8 protein-coding genes are annotated in these 17280 nt (G+C 74.3%); all 8 read left to right on the forward strand.

Going from position 1 to position 17280, the window contains the following annotated elements; genetic code table 11:
• Nucleotides 1-5 precede the first annotated feature (5 nt).
• Complete coding sequence (gene ntrB, locus ACE7GA_RS13260; protein WP_376087140.1) at nt 6-854, forward strand: nitrate ABC transporter permease; 849 nt, start codon at nt 6-8, stop codon at nt 852-854.
• A gap of 4 nt (nt 855-858) precedes the next feature.
• Nucleotides 859-1743, forward strand: coding sequence for an ABC transporter ATP-binding protein (locus tag ACE7GA_RS13265; protein ID WP_376087142.1), 885 nt, complete (start codon nt 859-861; stop codon nt 1741-1743).
• 14 nt (nt 1744-1757) lie between these two features.
• Nucleotides 1758-2204, forward strand: coding sequence for a cyanase (cynS, locus tag ACE7GA_RS13270; protein ID WP_376087144.1), 447 nt, complete (start codon nt 1758-1760; stop codon nt 2202-2204).
• Between the two features lie 195 nt (nt 2205-2399).
• Nucleotides 2400-4148: a ShlB/FhaC/HecB family hemolysin secretion/activation protein gene (locus ACE7GA_RS13275; protein ID WP_376087146.1), complete on the forward strand. Its 1749-nt coding sequence runs from the start codon at nt 2400-2402 to the stop codon at nt 4146-4148.
• 13 nt (nt 4149-4161) lie between these two features.
• Complete coding sequence (locus ACE7GA_RS13280) at nt 4162-9033, forward strand: beta strand repeat-containing protein (RefSeq protein WP_376087148.1); 4872 nt, start codon at nt 4162-4164, stop codon at nt 9031-9033.
• 2 nt (nt 9034-9035) lie between these two features.
• Nucleotides 9036-12770 (forward strand): CHAT domain-containing protein, encoded by a 3735-nt coding sequence (locus ACE7GA_RS13285; protein WP_376087150.1) that lies wholly within the window; start codon nt 9036-9038, stop codon nt 12768-12770.
• A gap of 88 nt (nt 12771-12858) precedes the next feature.
• On the forward strand, nt 12859-15162 hold the full coding sequence (locus ACE7GA_RS13290) for a serine/threonine-protein kinase (protein ID WP_376087152.1): 2304 nt from the start codon (nt 12859-12861) through the stop codon (nt 15160-15162).
• A 180-nt stretch (nt 15163-15342) separates the two neighbouring features.
• Nucleotides 15343-17238: a type VI secretion system-associated FHA domain protein TagH gene (gene tagH / locus ACE7GA_RS13295; RefSeq protein ID WP_376087154.1), complete on the forward strand. Its 1896-nt coding sequence runs from the start codon at nt 15343-15345 to the stop codon at nt 17236-17238.
• Nucleotides 17239-17280 lie beyond the last annotated feature (42 nt).

Genomic DNA, 17280 nt, shown 5'->3' on the forward strand with positions numbered 1-17280 from the left:
GCACCGTGCAGAAGCCGGTGGCGGCGTGGAAGTCCGCCCTGCTGTCCGTCGCCATCCTCGCGCTGTTCCTCGGCGCCTGGGAGATCGCGGTGCGCCCCGTGGGCGGCAGCGGGCCGGCGCTGGATCCGGAATACGCGGCCCTGCTCGGCCAGGCCGCGCAATCCGGTGGGCAGACGCCCATGCCCGGGCCGTTGGACATCGCGAAGCGCCTGGGCGAGCTGCTGGCGGACCCCTTCTACGTCCGCGGCGCCAACGACCGTGGCATCGGCATCCAGTTGGCCTTCTCGATCGGGCGCGTGGCGCTGGGCTTCGGCCTCGCCTGCCTCGTCGCGATCCCGCTGGGGTTCCTCATCGGCATGTCGCCGCTGCTCTACGGGGCGCTGAACCCCTTCATCCAGGTGCTGCGGCCCGTCTCGCCGCTGGCCTGGATGCCGCTGGCGCTCTACTCCATCAAGGACAGCAGCATTTCCGCCATCTTCGTCATCTTCATCTGCGCGATCTGGCCGATGTTGCTGAACACGGCCTTCGGGGTCGCGAGCGTGCGACGGGAATGGCTGAACGTCGCGCGCACGCTGGAAGCCGGGCGCCTCAAGACCGCGCTGCGCGTCATCCTGCCCGCCGCGGCGCCGACGATCCTGACGGGGATGCGCATTTCCATCGGTATCGCCTGGCTGGTGATCGTCGCAGCGGAGATGCTCGTGGGCGGGACGGGGATCGGCTACTGGCTCTGGAACCAGTGGAACAACCTGTCCATCGCGGACATCGTCATCGCGATCGTGCTGATCGGGATCGTGGGGCTGTTCCTGGACCGGTTGCTCGGCCTCGCGGCGCGCTCAGTGGCCTACGCGGAATAGGCGCATGAACGTCCCCCTTCGCGTCGTGCGCCCCGACGAGCCCGCGCGCGGACCTGCCCCGCGCCCGTATGCGTCGGTCGAGGGCATCGCCCGCCGCTACGGCGAGACCGCGGTCTTCGAGGATGTCTGGTTCGGCGTGGGACGGGGCGAATTCGTCTGCCTCGTCGGCCATTCCGGCTGCGGCAAGACGACGATCCTGAACATCCTGGCCGGCCTGGAGCCACCGGACTCCGGAGCCCTGCTCGTTGACGGCGCCGAGGTCTCTGGCCCCTCGCTCGACCGCGCCGTGATCTTCCAAGGCCATGCGCTGATGCCCTGGCTGACCGCCGCGCAGAATGTCGGCTTCGCCCTTTCCTGCCGGCACCCGAAGTGGAGCAAGGCCCAGTGCTTGGAAGGTGCCCGCGCCGCGATCGCGAAGGTCGGCCTGTCCCACGCCGCGGACCGGCGCCCCGCGCAGTTGTCGGGCGGCATGAAGCAACGCGTCGGGATCGCCCGCGCCTTCGCGCTCGAACCGAAGATGCTGCTGATGGACGAGCCCTTCTCCGCCCTCGACGCCCTGACCCGCGGCGCGTTGCAGGACGAGGTCTCGCGCCTGGTGGCCGAGGCGCATCAGACCGCCTTCATGATCACCCACGACGTGGACGAGGCCATTCTCCTCGCCGACCGCATCCTGCTGATGTCGAATGGCCCCAACGCCCGCATCGCGGAGGTCGTGCGCAATACCCTGCCGCGCCCGCGCACCCGCGCGAACCTGCACCACGTGCCCGGCTATCACGAACTGCGCGACCACATCCTCGACTTCCTGCTGACGCGCAGCAGCCGCTTCGACGCGAAGGCCCCGCCACCCGGCTGGACGCCCCGCGCGCCGCTGACCACCCAACCCGCCTGACGAACCGGATCCCGATGAACGACGCGAAGACCGAACTCGGTCACAAGATCCTCAAGCTCAAGAAGGCCAAGGGCCTGAAGTGGACGGACATCGCTGCCCGGATCGGGATGAGCCCCGTCTGGACCTGCGCCCTCTGCATGGGCCAGATGAGCGCGGAGCCGCATCACGCGAAGGGCGTCGCCGAAATCCTCGGGCTCGATGAGGAGGAGGCGGCGACGCTATGCGAGATCCCCTACCGCGGCGCGCAGCCGATGCCGCCGACGGACCCGCTGGTCTACCGCTTCTACGAACTCATCATGGTCTACGGCACCACGTGGAAGGAGATGATCCACGAGGAGTTCGGCGACGGCATCATGTCCGCCATCGACTATGACATGACGCTGGAGCGTCAGCCCGACCAGAAGGGTGACCGCGTGCGGATCACCATGTCCGGCAAGTTCCTGCCTTACAAGCGATACTGAGCAACGGGGACGACGATCCTGCCAATTGAAACGACCGGGCCCGGATGTGTTGAAGTTCTGATCGCAATCCCGTGAGGTGAGCCGCCGGCGTCGTGTCCGTCGCGCTGATGGCACGACGCCCTTCACAAGGATTTCAAAGCACCGCTACGCTCCCTCCGACGGAACGCGTCGCCGCGCGCACCGGGGTGGGGGAATATGGGTATCACACGTTTCGGGGATCGGCGGCGCCGCCAGGCGGCCACCCTGGCCTGCGCCCTCGCCCTCCTCGCGGACCCCGCCCTCGCGCAGCCCGCGCCGCCGAGTGGGCTGATACCGCCGGGCGGCACGCCCATCCCGCAACTGGCCCCGGCGACCCTGCCCGCCGTCGGCCCTGGCCTCGCGACGCCGCCGGCTGCGGCGCCGGCGCAGGGCGTCGCGGGCGCCGTCCCGATCCGCGCCGTGGCGATCGAGGGCGCGACCGCCTTCGCCGAGGACCGCATCCGCGCCGAGGCCGGCCCCCTCACCGGCCCGGCCGTCCCGGTGCAGGCGATCGAGAACGCGCGCGCCGCGATCGTCTCCCTCTACCGCGGCGCCGGTTATGCCTTCGTCACCGCCGACGCCGTCGTCGGCGCCGACGGCACGCTGCGCCTGCGGGTCGCCGAGGGCACCGTGACCGAGGTGCGGCTGGACGGCGACATCGGTCCCGCCGGGACCCAGGTCCTGCGTTTCCTCAACCGCCTCGTGAACGGCCGCCCGCTCGACGTCGCCTCCCTCGAGCGGCAATTGCTCCTCGCCGGCGACGTTCCCGGCGTGACGGTGCGCGGCGTCCTGCGCCCGACCGGCACCGCGCCGGGCGCCTTGACCCTCGTCGCGCAGGTCTCGCGCGCCGCCATCAGCGGCTACGTCACCGCCGACAACCGCGGCCCCCGCTACGCCGGGCCGGAGCAGGGCCTCGCGGCCGTGCAGTTCAACTCCTTCACCGAACTCGGCGAGCGCACGGAACTCGCCTTCTTCATCGCCCGCGACGCGACCCAGCTCTTCGGCCAGGCCAGCACGGAGTTCTTCGTCGGCGGCGACGGCCTGCGCGTCCGCCTCTACGCGGGACGCGGACGGGCCGAGCCCTCGGGCGTCCTCGAGCGCCTGGGCTACGAGGGCGACACGACGACCGCCGGCCTCTCCGTTTCCTACCCCCTCATCCGCCGCCGCCAGGGGACGCTGAACCTCTCCGGCGCCTTCGACGTGCTGGAAACGGAGATCCGCCTGGACGACGCGGCCGGCCGGTCCCAGCGCTTCTCCCGCGATTCCCTCCGCGTCGTCCGCCTCGGCGCGGAATGGACGACCTACGACCTGCTGCTGGGCGAGGACCGTCCGGCGAGCAACCTTGTCACGGTGCGCCTCTCCCAGGGACTCGACGCCTTCGGTGCCGACGCGAACGGCGCGACACCGGGCCGCGCGGGTGCCGACACCGCCTTCACGAAGATCGCGGCCGAAGCCACGCGCACCCAGGCGCTCTTCTCCCCCTGGGATGGCGCGCTGCTGTCGTTGCAGGGCACGATCGCGGGGCAGTGGACGAACGACGTCCTGCCGCTGGCCGAGAAGTTCTACCTCGGCGGTAACCGCCTGGGCCGCGGCTTCTACGTCGGCGAGGTCACGGGCGACCGTGCGCTGGCCGGCTCGCTCGAGCTGCAACTCTCCCAGCGCTTCGAGACCGCAGCCCTCGGCGTGCCGCTGCGGCTGGAGCCAACGCTCTACGCCTTCTACGACGCCGGCCGGACGTGGGAGAACCTCTCCAGCGATCCCGACCGCCGCCTGCAATCCTACGGCCTCGGCCTGCGCACCACGATCAACGACCGCTTCGAGGCGCTGGTCGAGGGCGTACACCGCGTGACACGCCGCCCGGGCGGCGCCAACGTGCCGGCGCAGGACGCGAATGCCGTGTTCTGGCGCGTGCTGGCGCGGTTCTGAGGGGCATCGGACGATGACCGGCATCACCACCCTCCGCGCCGCCCTCCTCGCCGGCACCGCGCTCGCCTTCCCGGGCCTTGCCGTCGCGCAGCCCGCACCCAACGCGCGACCGCAGGGCGGCCAGGTCGTCGCGGGCACCGCCACGATCAACCAGTCCAATGCCGCACGCACGCAGGTCACGCAGACGACCGACCGCGCGGTCCTGGACTGGCGTTCCTTCGACATCGGGCGCGACCACACCGTCCAGTTCCAGCAGCCCGCCGCGACGTCGATGACGCTGAACCGCGTCACCGGCCCCGACCCGTCGCAGATCGCGGGGCGCATCCAGGCGAATGGCGGCGTCGCGATCGTCAACCAATCGGGGGTCGTCTTCCATCAGGGCGCGCAGGTAGATGTCGGCACGCTCGTCGTCTCCACCGCGAACACGACGAATCAGGCCTTCATGCGTGGCGGCCGCCTGGTGCTCGACCAACCCGGCCGTCCCGACGCGCGCATCGAGAACAACGGCGGCATCACCGTCCGCGACACCGGCCTCGCCGCCCTCGTCGCGCCGCAGGTCGCCAATCGCGGCACGATCACCGCGCGCATGGGCCGCGTCGCCCTCGGCGGCGCCGAGACGAGCGTCGTGGACCTGCACGGCGACGGGATGCTCGCGCTGGAACTGACCTCCCCGGTGCGGCAGCGTCCCGCCAATGGCGGCGCGCTCGTCAGCAACGACGGCACGATCACCGCGACCGGCGGCACCGTGCAACTGACCGCCGCCGCCGTGGACGGAATCGTGCAGGACCTCGTCCGTGCCGGCGGCCGCATCAACGCGGATACCGACGCCTCGACCGGCCGCACCGGCCGCGTGGTCGTCGCGGGCAACGGCGGCTCCGTCCGGATCGAGGGCGAGGTGACGGCGCGCGGCCTCGCCGGGGGCACGACGGGCGGCTCGATCCAGGCGATCGGATCGGGGAACACCCTCGTCGCGGGCGCCGCCCGGGTGGACGCCTCGGGCCGCGCCGGCGGCGGCCGCGTGGCGCTCGGCACCGACGGTCGCGGCAGCGCCGCGGCGCAGATGTCGCGCCGGACCGGCGTCGCCGCGGGCGCGACGGTGCGCGCGGATGCGACGGACGCGGGCCGCGGCGGCACCGTCCTCGTGAACTCCACCGAATACACCGCCCATGCCGGCGCGATCTCCGCCGCCGGCGGACCCGCGGGCGGCGACGGCGGCTTCGTCGAGGTCTCGGGGCAGGCGGGCTACCGCATCATCGGCGGCACGGTGAACGTGCGGGCCGGACTCGGGGGGCAGAACGGCACCTTCCTGCTGGACCCCACCAACATCACCATCGTCGCGGGCAACGGGACGGATGACGGCACCGTCGGCGGCGACGGCCTCCTCGCCGCCGCCGATCCCCCGACCAACGCCCAGATCGGTGCCAACTTCGTCAACGGCTTCACCGGCGACCTGCGGCTGGAGGCGACGAACGACATCACCGTCTCCGCGGCGATCAACAGGCCCGCCAACCCGTCCTTCCCCGGCGCCTTCACGCTCGTCGCGGGGAACGCAATCCAGGTGGATGCCTCCATCACGAACGGGTCCGGCTCCGTCACGCTGGATGCGGGTGGGCAGATCCGCCTGAACGCCACCCTTTCCGCACAGGGATCCGGCTCGGTCCTCAACCTCACCTCCGGGACGGGGGTCGTCGTGGCGCCGGGCGTCACGGCCCTCACGGCCACCTCCGGCATCACGCTGTCGGGCGGCACGGTCTCGAAGGCCTCGGGCAACCTGACCTTTGCCACCTTCTCGACGACGAATGTCGGCGCACCGGTCCTCCTCTCCGGCGGTGACCTCGCCTTCAACGGCTCCGTGAGCATGAGCCGGCCTATCGGGGTTCCAGATGCCAACCGGGTCACCCTCGGCGGCAACCTGACCCAGACGAACGGGGCCGGCATCACCGCGGGAACGCTCGCCCAGACCGGCACTGCCAGCACGGTGAACGCCCTCGGCGACAACTCCGTCGGGACGATCGAGACCCTCGACGCGTTCTTCGGCATCTCCTTCCGCAATCTCCGCTCCCTCACCGTCTCGGGCTCCGTCGACAGCACGAGCAGCTTCGTCACCCTCGACGTCGTGGGGGATCTCACCATCGGCAACCGCGCCAGCCTCACTGCGGGGAGCGGAGCGGTCACGGCCACGGCGACGGGCAATTTCACCGCGGAGGAGCTCTCGAACATCCGGGGCGAGGGTGTCACGCTCTCGGCGGGCGGCACGATGACGCTGGGCGGGGACGTCATCTCCCGGATCGCCTTCGGCTCCGCGCCCGAGGCCATGGCCCTCACCGCCGGCGCCGGCGGGATCACCCAGACCGGCGGCCGCATTTTCGCCGGGCGCCTCGAACTCACGACGCCCGGCGACGTCTCCCTCGCCGTCGCTCCGCCGAGCTTCACCGACGGCAACCTCGTCGACGTGATCACGGCGAATGTCGGCGGCAACCTGTCCTTCGTCGGCACCGGGAACAGCGCCTCCGATCTCACGCTCGACGGCGTCACCGTCGGCCGCGCCCTGTCGCTCACCCTGCGGGCCACCGGCAGTATCGTCCAGACCGCTGGATCCGTCGTCACGGCGGACACGCTGAACGCGGAGGTCCGCTTCAACGGCCTCACGTTGGAAGGCGACAACCGCATCGCCAACCTCGGCGACATCTCGGTCGAGAGCCCCTTCTCGCTGCGGAACGTGACCTCGCTCAACGTGGTCGGAACCGTCGCGGTCAACAACGCATCCGCCAGCCTCGTCGTGGACGGCGGCGACCTCTCGATCCGGGGGACGTTACGCGCCCTCGGCGGGGTCGACGCCCGCGCATCGGGCACGCTGCGTGTGGAGGCCGGTGGCATCGTCGAATCCACGTCGGACTTCGGGTCCGGCTTCGTATCCCTGAGCTCGGGCTCCACCTCAGCCCTCGGGGATCCGACCCTGACGGGCGGCATCGTCCTCGCCGGACGCGTCGGGCGGCTCCCGCCGGGTGACGCCAATTTCGTCACTCTCGCCGCGGGAACCGACGGTATCGTCCAGACCGGCGGCCAGATCGTCGCGAACGAGTTCACGGTCATCTCAGGCGGCTCTGCCCTGCTCAACGGCGCGGCGGCCGGAACGCCGAATTCCATCGCCGTCCTCCCGGGCGGCCGCGTCGCCGGCCGCTTCATCCTCGACAACGGCGTCACCAACATCCAATTCGGTAGCTCCGGCGCCGAGGACAGGCCGTCCTTTACCGCGAACGGCATCGGCCTCCGCACCACCGGCTCTATCCGGAACTTCATTACCGACGTGAACGCCGGAACCGGCACCCTCTCGCTTGAGGCTGGTTCCTTCATCGTCGCGAATCCCACCTTCGACGATCCCGGCACCTACCGGGGCAGGGTCGTCGAGTTCGCGCCCGCCTCGGCGCGGGCGGTGGCGGTGAACGTGGTCACGGGCAATCCGGGGGAGGTCGTGCTTCCACCCATCCTACTCGCGAACACGACCGCGGCCGTCCTGCTCCGCATCGGTGCGACGGGCTTCGGCGGTACGCTCGGGACGACCGCGACGGACGTCCGGATCGCGGCACCCACCACCATCGCCAGCGCCCTCGACCTCCGGACAACGGGGAACGTCACGCAGGCGGCTGCCGCGACGCTCTCGTCCGGCACGCTCAGCGGTGTTGCGGGCGGCGCCTTCACGCTCGCGAATGCGGGCAACGCGCTTGCGCAAGTCGCGGACATTGCCGCCGGCGGCAGCATCACGCTGCGCACCTCCGGCGGGCAGACCATCCTCGGTACGCTCGAGGCACCGACCGTGTCACTGACCACCGGCGGCCTGCTGCAGGAGTCCGGCGCCGGCCGGATCCTCGCCGGCACCCTGTCCCTCGCCACCGGGAACGGCGCGATCCTGACAGGTGCGAACGAGGTGTCCCGCCTCGCCGCCTCCTCCTTCGGCGGCAGCCTGGACTTCGTGAACACCGCGCCGACCCTCACCGTCCCGGCCGGCAACCTCGTCAATGCCGCCGGCGGACTCGGCATCGCGCAGACCGGCGACCTGACGGTGGACGGCACGGTCAGCGGGACGACAACGTCGCTCGTCTCCACCGGCACGACGACGGTCAACGGCAACTCCGCCATCGCGCGCACCGGCGCCCTCGTCCTCGGGGGCAACGCGGTGACGATCAACGGCCTGATCCAGGCCGCCGGCGCCATCCGGCTGGACGCGACGGGCCTTGCGACCCTCGGCGGGCGCGCGGTCGGCACGGGGCTCACGATCACCGCGCCGACCGTCACCTTCACGGGCCTCGACGCGGCGACGACGCCCGTGGACCTCCGGCTCGGCGCCGCGGGCACCGCCTCCGGCACCCTCTCCGCGGCGGGGCTGCGCGTCTTCGGCGGCTCCGGCGTCAACCTGTTCGGGTCCATCGCCGGCGTCCCCGGCGAGCCCGCGGCCGCCCTCGGGCAACGGGGCGCCGCCGGCGGCACGATCCTCGCCGAGCCCCTCCCGAATCAGACCGCCTTCCTCTTCAACGACTGCCCGATCGGGGTCGCCGTCTGCCGTCCCGTGGTGGTCACGCCCCCCAGTCCTCCACCCCCCAGTCCACCGCCCTTGGTCGTCCTGCCGGACCCCGTGGTGCCGCCCGTCGTCGTGGCGCCCGGACCGGCCCCGCAACCGGTGGTGCCGCCCTCCGCCACCGACCTCGCGGGGCTCACGACGGTTGCCGACGGTCCCTTCGACGTGCCCTTCGCCTCCGACCCCGCCGCGAACCCGCCGCCGCTCGACCGCCTGCGCCCGACGATACCGGAGGTCGGCGTCCGCCTCTTCCGCGACCGCTCGGAGCAGGAGGAACTCGCACCCCCCAACATCCGCGGCGAGGATTACTGACCATGCGCGCCGCCTTCCTCACGACGCGCCCCCTCACGACCAGCCTTCTCACGATCGGCCTCCTCGCCCTCGCGGCCTGCACGGCCCCGCCGGAATCGGCCTACGTTTCCGGCGGCGGCACCGCGACGTCCGTCGCCATCGGCCGCACCGCCGCGGGTGAGGAGTGCCGCCTCGCCCGCTCCGGCGCCGGTGGCGACGTCCTCTGCGGCGAATGGTCCTCCCCCTCCGCCCGCATCCGCGCCACGGAGGCCGCGGCACCGCTCGAGGCTGCCGAGGCCGCGCGCGCCGGCCTCGCCGCGCGCCTCGACTGCGCCGCGCCGCGCCCGACGACGGCCCTCGGCGGCCAGCCCGCCGCGCTGATGGATTGCCGCCGCCGCGCCGGCGGCTGGCCCGCCTTCGCGCTCACCGTCCGCTCCGGCAACCGCACCTGGCTCGCCGAGGGCGTGCTGCCCGCCTATGCCGCGGCCGAGCAGTCTATCGGCGTCCTCGGCGGCAGCATCCGCCCCGACGCCGCCCCGCTCCCCTCCGCCGCGCTGGACGCGATGATCCGCCGCATGGCGCGCGAGGCCGTCACCTCCGGCGACATCGGCCGCTACGAGGGCCTGATGCAGGCGGGCCGCGACGCGAACCAGGCCGAGCGCTTCGTCGCCGCCGAGACCGCCTACCGCGCCGCGCTGACGCTGCAGGAGCGGGCGCTGGGCGGCAACGCGCCGGACACCTTCCAGCCCATGGCGCTGCTCGCCCTCCAGCTCTCGAACCAGGGCCGCTACCCCGAGGCCGAGGTCCTGTTCGCCCGCGCCGCCGCCCTCGCCCCCCGCGCCGCCGACCCGCTCGCCACGGCCGCCATCGCCCACTACCGCGGCCTGCACGAGGCCAATCGCGGCCGCGCCGACCCGGCCCTTGCGCTGCTGTCCCAGGCCGGCGGCGCCTATGCCCGCTACGCCCCGCCGCCCACGCCCGGCGCGCCGGCCGTTGTCACCGATCCCATCGCCAGCCGCGCCCTCATCGGCCTGATCGAGACACGGCGGAACAGCGCCGCCATCCTCCGCGCCGCCGGCCGGGCCGCGGAGGCCGAGGCCGCTTCCGCCGAGGCCGCCCGCCTCGCCCGCTCCGCCGCCGGGTCGGACGCCGACATCATCCTCGCCCGCGTGTCCCGCACCGGCGGGTCCATCGCCGCCGGGGGCGGCGGCAACCTCGCGGCCGCCGACCGGGCCTACGCGACGGCGGCCGACCGCTTCGCCCGCGGCGTCCCGCGCTCCCGCCCGCTCGCCGACACGCTGCTGCTGCGCGCCGCCTCCCTATCGCCCGCCGCCGCCGCCGGGCCCTGCCGCGACGCCGTCGCGATCCTGACGAACCTGCGGGAGGGCACCTCGCCCGCCCGCATCGCGCCCTGCGTGGACGCATTCGCCGCCGCCGGCACGCCGGAGGGCCTGGCCGACGCCTTCGGGGCCGCGCAACTGGCGCAGGGCAACGTCACGGCCGTGCAGATCGCCCGCGCCGCCGCGCGCCTCGCCGCCGGCGCGCGCGACCCCGCCGTCGCCGAGGCCCTGCGCCGGCGCGAGGCCGCGGACCGCGACCTCTCCGCCCGCTACCGCGAGCGCGACGAGGCCGCCGCCGACGGCCGCCCCCTCGACGCGCTGAACGCCCGCATTGCCGAGGCCGAGACCGCCGCCGCCGAGGCCGATGCCGCCGCGCAATCCGCTGCCCCGGGCTACGCGCAGCTCGTCGCCTCCGTCTCCCCCGCGCGCGACGTCATGGCCGCCCTCGCCCCGGGCGAGGCGATGGTGCTGACGACCCTGCCGCCCGACCGCCGCGGCTGGACCTTCCTGCTGCTCGACGGGCAGATCCACGCGGGCCGCGTCGGCGCCGACACGCCGGCCGTCGCCGCCGCCGTCGCCCGCCTGCGCGCGAGCGTCGAGTCCGGCGCCGCCGACAAGCCCTTCGACGCCGCCGCGGCCTACGCAGTCCACGCCGCGATCTTCTCCGGCGTTGCCGAGCCCCTGTCGCGCGCCCGGGCCCTCGTCGCCGTGCCGGAGGGCCCGCTCCTCTCCATCCCCTACGGCGTGCTCGTCACCGAGGCGCCGTCCCGCCCGACGGGGCATGAGGGCGCCTCCTTCCTCCTCGCGCGCCTGCCCGTCGCGCACGTGCCCGCAGCTTCCTCCCTCGTCGCCATCCGCCGCGCCGGGCCGTCCCGCGCCGCGCGGCCCTGGTTCGGCTTCGGGGACCCGCGGCCCGTGCCGCAGGCCGTCGCCGCCCGCGCCTTCCCGGCACAGCCCGCCTGCGGCCAGGCGCTCTCCTCCCTCGCGCCGCTCCCCGCCTCCGCGATCGAGCTGGCGGCGGCGCGGGAGGTCACCGGCGCCACCACTGCCGACCTCCGCCTCGGCCCCGCATTCACGGCCAGTTCGGTGCGCAACACCCGCCTGTCCGACTACCGCGTCCTGCACTTCGCGACGCACGGCGTGCTGCCGAGCGACCTGACCTGCCTCACCGAGCCCGCGATCATCGCGACGCCGCTGCCCGACGCGAGCGGCGCCCTCGTCACCGCCGGCACGATCCTCGACCTCGACCTCGACGCCGACCTCGTCGTCCTCTCCGCCTGCAATTCCGGCGGCGGCGTCGCGGCGGGGGAGAGCCTCTCCACCCTCGCCCGCGCCTTCTTCTTCGGCGGCGCGCGCGGGCTGCTCGTCACCCACTGGTACGTCAACGACGTCGCAGCGGCACGCGTCGCCGCCTTCACGCTCCGCAACACCCGCGCCGGCGACCCGCCGGCCGAAGCCCTGCGCCGCGCGCAACTCGACCTCCTCCGCGTCCCCGGCGCAGGCCACCCAGCCCTCTGGGCGCCCTTCGCCCTCATCGGGCCGGGACCCTCCGCCCCGACCCGTACGGCGACGGGGGCGCGACCGCGGGATGAGCGTCGTGGTCCGCCCTTGAGCGAAGCGCCCGACGGCCGCGCGACGGCCCTGCACCTCGAACACCGCCCTGCACCGCCCTGGATCGCGGCCTCCGCACCCACTTTCCGCTCCGCCGTCGAGTGTACCGGGCTGCTCGTCGCCGTCCCATGCTACGGCGGGATGGTGACCGCCGCGACGCTGCGCGGCCTGCTCGACACCCAGCGCGCCGCGCTCTCGCTCGGCCTGCCCGTCGCGGTGGCCACGACGACGAACGAGAGCCTCGTCCCCCGCGCCCGCAACGCCCTGGCGGCGGCCTTCCTCGCCTCCTCCGCCTCACACCTGCTCTTCGTGGACGCCGATATCGGCTTCGGCGCGGACGCCGTGCTGCGCCTGCTCGGGCATGCGCGCCCCGTGGCCGGCGGCCTCTACCGCGCGAAGACCGAGGCGCGGGAGGAGTGGGTCGCCGCCTTCCCCACCGGGCAGGGCGGCCGCCCCGAGCCCGCCCGCCGCGACCCCCGTACCGGTGCGGTGGAGGTGGCGGCGCTCGGCACCGGCTTCCTCCTCCTCCACCGCTCCGTGCTGGAACGCCTCGCCGAGGCTCTTCCGGAAATCCGCTACCGCACGGCGGGCGGCGCGGAGGGCGGCCACGCCCACGCCTTCTTCGAGGCGGGCATCGAGCCCGGCGCCGCCGCGGGCGAGGGGCGCTACCTCAGTGAGGACTACCTCTTCTGCGCCCGCTGGCGCGCCCTGGGCGGGGAGGTCTGGTGCGACCCCGCGATCCTGCTGGAGCACCACGGCCAGGTCCGCCTCTCCGGCGACCCCGCCTCGCTCTTCGCGCCGGCATGACGGTCGCGACGCAATGCCGCGCCGTGCCGGGTGGTGCGTCCGCCGCGCCGCACGGTAGCATGGCCGCGACAGGCGGATTGACCCAGGCATGAGCGGCCAGATCCCGCCCGAGATGACCGACTGGTCGGGCGGCGCGAAGTACGAGGTGAGGGGAACGCTCGGGCAGGGCGCGATGGGCGTCGTCCTCGACGGCTTCGACCGGGCGATCGAGCGCCGGGTCGCGATCAAGATCGTGCGCAAGCCGCCGGCGGACGATGCGGAAGGGCAGGAGGCGGCGGCCCGCTTCAAGCGGGAGGCGCAGGCGGCGGGGCGGCTGTCGCACCCGCACATCGTCGGCGTGTACGACTACGGCGAGGACGCGCGCATCGCCTGGATCGTCATGGAGATGGTCACCGGCGGCTCGCTCAAGAACATCCTCGACCGCGACGAACGCATCCCGCTGCGGGAGGTGGTGCGACTGACGGGCGAGGTGCTGGACGCGCTGTCCTACGCCCACGCGCGGGGCATCGTGCATCGCGACATCAAGCCCGCGAACGTGATGCTGTCCGAGGAAGGGCGGGCCAAGCTCGCCGACTTCGGCATCGCCCGCATCGAAAATTCGGCCATGACCCAGGCCGGCACCCTCATGGGCACGCCGTCCTACATGGCGCCCGAGCAGTTCCGGGGCGAACCGGTGGACGCGCGCGCCGACATCTGGGCGACCGGCGTGATGCTCTACCAGCTGCTGACGGGGGAGAAGCCCTTCTCGGGCGGCCTGTCCGCGGTGATGCACAAGGTGCTCAACACCGAGCCCCCGCCGCCCTCGGCCCTCTCCTCCCAGACCCCAAGGGCGCTCGACGCCGTGGTCCTGCGCGCCCTCGCCAAGCGCCCCGACGAGCGCTGGGCCGACGCCAAGTCCTTCGCCGCCGCGATCGTCGCCTCCATGGAACTGCCGGTGGCCGCGGGACCCGCGCCCGCGCCCATGCCGGTGGACCTGCCCATGGACCTGCGCGTGGACCCGGACGACGCGACGGTCGTCAGCGGCCCGCCGCCGATCGTGCCCAGGGGCGATACGGCGCCGACGCCGCCGCGCCCGGAACCCGCCCGGCCCGGGCGGCCTGGCTGGCTGTTGCCCATCGCCGGGGGCGGCGGGCTGGCGATCGCGGGCATCGTCGGCGCCTTTCTCCTTTGGCCCGCGACGCAGCCCCCGACGCCAACGACAACCACGACCCTCGATCTCCAACCGCTGGACCGCTCGGCGGAGGATCGCGCTGCCGCTGAACGGGCGGCCGCGGACGCCGCCCAGCGGGCCGCGGCGGAGCGCGCCGCCAACGAACGGATCGCCGCGGAGCGCGAGGCAACGGACAACGCCGCCCAGCGCGACGCAGCCCAGCGCGCCGCGAACGAGCGAATGACCGGGGACGCAGCTGCCCAGCGGGCCGCGGCGGAGCGCGCCGCCGCGGAACGGGCGGCCGCCGATGCCGCGGCCACTCAGCGCGCCGCCGCCGAACGGGCCGCCGCCGAACGGGCCGCCGCCGAACGGGCCGCCGCCGAACGGGCCGCCGCAGAACGCGCTGCCGCGGATGCTGCCGCCCAACGCGCGGCCGCCGAACGGGCCGCTGCCGAACGGGCCGCTGCCGAACGGGCCGCCGCAGAACGGGCCGCCGCAGAACGCGCTGCCGCGGATGCTGCCGCCCAACGCGCGGCCGCCGAGCGGGCCGCGGCCGAACGGGCAGCGGCGGAACAGGCTGCCGCTCGCCAGGCGGAAGCCATGCGGGGTGCCCTCGCCGCCGCGACCGCCGCGGCGCCGTGCGGCCTCCTCGCCACGCGAAACGGCCCGTCGGGCATTGAGATCCAGGGCGTCATTCCGCGCTCCGAACTGCCGCGTCTCCGCGCGGCCTTGGCCGAACGGAACCTGCCCTCGGGGAGCGCGCGCCTCGACCTCGAGGCATTCGAGGGACCCTATTGCAGCGTCTTCCCCGTATTCCGCACCGCCCTGGCGGAGCCAGGGGCGCCGCCGCGGATTGCCCTGGATGGCCCGTCGCCGCTGCGTGGCGGCCAGTTCATTCGCATGAACATCGAGATGCCCGACTGGGCGACGCACCTCCACATCGCCTTCCTCGGCGGGGACGGGAGCGTCCACGTGATGGAGCGCGCGGCCGTCCATCCGCGCGGCGCGCGGGTCCGCTTCGGCGACCCGCGGCCCGACTTCCCGGGCTGGGAGGTGTCGAAGCCCTTCGGCACCGACCTCCTCGTCGTCATCGTCTCGGAAGGGCCGATCTTCCCGCTCGACCTGCCGGAGGAGCCGACGCAGGCGGCCTATGCGGGTGCGGTCACCGCGGCGGTCGAAGGCGCGCGCCGGTCCAACCGGCGCGTCGCGCTGCGGCCCCTCGTCGTCGAGACCGCGCCGTGACCCGCCCGCGGAACCCCCGACCCGGCGCGACGCACGCGACAGTCGCGGCGTGACGCCGCGATTGGCGCGGCACGCGGCGCGGCGCATCATCCGTGATGCGCGGACGCCCTTGCGCCGCATCGGCTCCGGCCGGGGCGACGGGGCCGTCGGACACGCCACCGGGCAGAGGAGGAGATCGCGTTGCGGCTGATCCTGTCCGTCCTCCGCTGCCCCGACGCGGCCACGCCGGGCACCCGCAGCATCCCCGGCGGCGACTACACGCTTGGCCGCGCCGAGGGCTGCGACTGGGTCCTGTCGGACCCCGACCGGCTGCTGTCCCGCCGCCACTGCACGCTGGAGTTCCGCGACGGCTTCTGGAGCGTCCGCGACCTCTCGGTGAACGGCACCTTCGTCAATGCCTCCTCCGTCCCGGTCGGCCGCGACCAGGCCGCCCCGCTGGAGGACGGCGACCGCCTCCGCCTCGGCGGCTACGAGTTCGAGGTGCGGGTTGAGGGCGACGCGCGTGCCCCGACGCCGGGGGCCTGGTCGTCCCTGCCCGCCGGCGGCGGCCTGGGCCCGCCCCCGTTCGGCCAGGCGCCGGGAGGGTCACCCTTCGGCGGGTCACCCGCGGCACCGGGCGGCGGCTACGGCGCCGCGCCGCCCGGCGCGGGCTATCGCCGCCCTTCGCCGAACCCGGCGCCCTTCGACGCGCCCGGTGGGTTCCGCCCCGACGCCCGGGCGAACGACGCGCTGCGGGACCCCTTCGCGGGCGAGCCGGATCCCTTCCAGGCCGCCCCGCCGATCCAGCCCGTCCAGGGCTTCGTCCCCGTCGGCGACGAACGCGGCATGCCGTCCCGCCCGGACGACCGGCCGTCGATGGTTCCGCCGGCGATGGACTTCGACCCCTTCGCCGACCGCAAGCTCGGCCCGCAGCCCGGTTTCGACGATCCCTTCGGGCCAACCCGGCCGGACCATGCGCCGGCGACGAGCGATGCCTTCGTGCCGCCGCGCGCGAATTTCGGCGCCGCCCTGCCGGCCGACTGGAACGCAGCCCCGTCGCCCCCGCCGTCCGCGGCCGGCTGGCAGGAGCCCGACTGGGACGCGCTGCTCAGCGACTTGAGGCCCACCGCGCCGACGCCGTCGGCCGCGCCCGACCCGATGGCCCCGCCCGCCGCCCCGTTCCCGACGCCGGCCGCAACCCCGGCCGACCCGTTCGCACCGGCGGGCTTCGGGGCCCCGGCGGCCGAGCCCTTCCCGCCCGCCGCGGGCCCCTTCCCCGCCGCCCCGCCGCCCGCGGCCGCACCGGTTGCCGACCCCTTCGCGCCGGCCGGCTTTGGCGCCCCCGCCGTCCCGCCCCCCGCCCCTGCTGTACCGCCCTCCGACCTGCCCTCTGGCCCGCCCTCTGGCCCGCCCATGTCCGCTGCGGATCGCGACGCGGCCTCGCCGTCCGAAGGCGACCCGTTCGCCGAGCGGCCGGGCTACGCGGCCCTGCCCGCCGCCGTGCCTGCGCGAGCCGTCCCGGCGGGTCCCGGGGATGCCGCCGGCCTCGACGCCTTCCTGCGCGGGGCCAACCTGGCACCCCTGCCGCCGGGCACTGATCCCGATGCTTCCCTCTACGCGGCCGGCGTCGCGTTGCGCGCCGCGATCGGCGGCCTGCGCGCGCTCCTTATCGCGCGGGCCGACGTGAAGCGCGCCTTCCGGATCGAGCAGACCATGCTCTCCCGCCGCGACAACAACCCGGTGAAGTTCGCCGCGACCGACGAGGCATCGCTCGCCGCGCTGCTGACGCTCCCGAACGGCGCCTCGGCGGTCGAGGAGACGGTCGAGGACCTGACGCGCCATCAGGTCGCGACCCTCGCCGCGACCCAGGCCGCCGCGCGCGCGCTGCTCGACCGCGTCGCGCCGGCGGAGGTGGAAGCCGCCAATCCGGGCGGCGGCGGCTTGCTCGGCGGGCGCGAGAAGGCGCTGTGGGCCGCCTACAAGGCGACCCACGCCAAGCTCATCGAACAGTTCGAGGACGACTTCGACAGCGCCTTCGGCCGCGCCTTCGCGCGCGCCTACGAGGAAGCCGCGAAGGCGAACACGCGTACCGAATAGCGCCGTCCGCCGCGGCGGGGGCCGTGGCGGCGCGGCGATGAG

This window comes from Roseomonas sp. CCTCC AB2023176, assembly GCF_042259275.1.
Classification (GTDB): domain Bacteria; phylum Pseudomonadota; class Alphaproteobacteria; order Acetobacterales; family Acetobacteraceae; genus Roseomonas.

Bases quoted from the DNA above. Each gene is read 5' to 3' on its own strand.
- ACE7GA_RS13275 (WP_376087146.1), top strand. From the start codon at position 2,400: ATGGGTATCACACGTTTCGGGGATCGGCGGCGCCGCCAGGCGGCCACC.
- cynS (WP_376087144.1), top strand. From the start codon at position 1,758: ATGAACGACGCGAAGACCGAACTCGGTCACAAGATCCTCAAGCTCAAG.
- ACE7GA_RS13265 (WP_376087142.1), top strand. From the start codon at position 859: ATGAACGTCCCCCTTCGCGTCGTGCGCCCCGACGAGCCCGCGCGCGGA.
- ACE7GA_RS13280 (WP_376087148.1), top strand. From the start codon at position 4,162: ATGACCGGCATCACCACCCTCCGCGCCGCCCTCCTCGCCGGCACCGCG.
- ACE7GA_RS13290 (WP_376087152.1), top strand. From the start codon at position 12,859: ATGAGCGGCCAGATCCCGCCCGAGATGACCGACTGGTCGGGCGGCGCG.
- ACE7GA_RS13285 (WP_376087150.1), top strand. From the start codon at position 9,036: ATGCGCGCCGCCTTCCTCACGACGCGCCCCCTCACGACCAGCCTTCTC.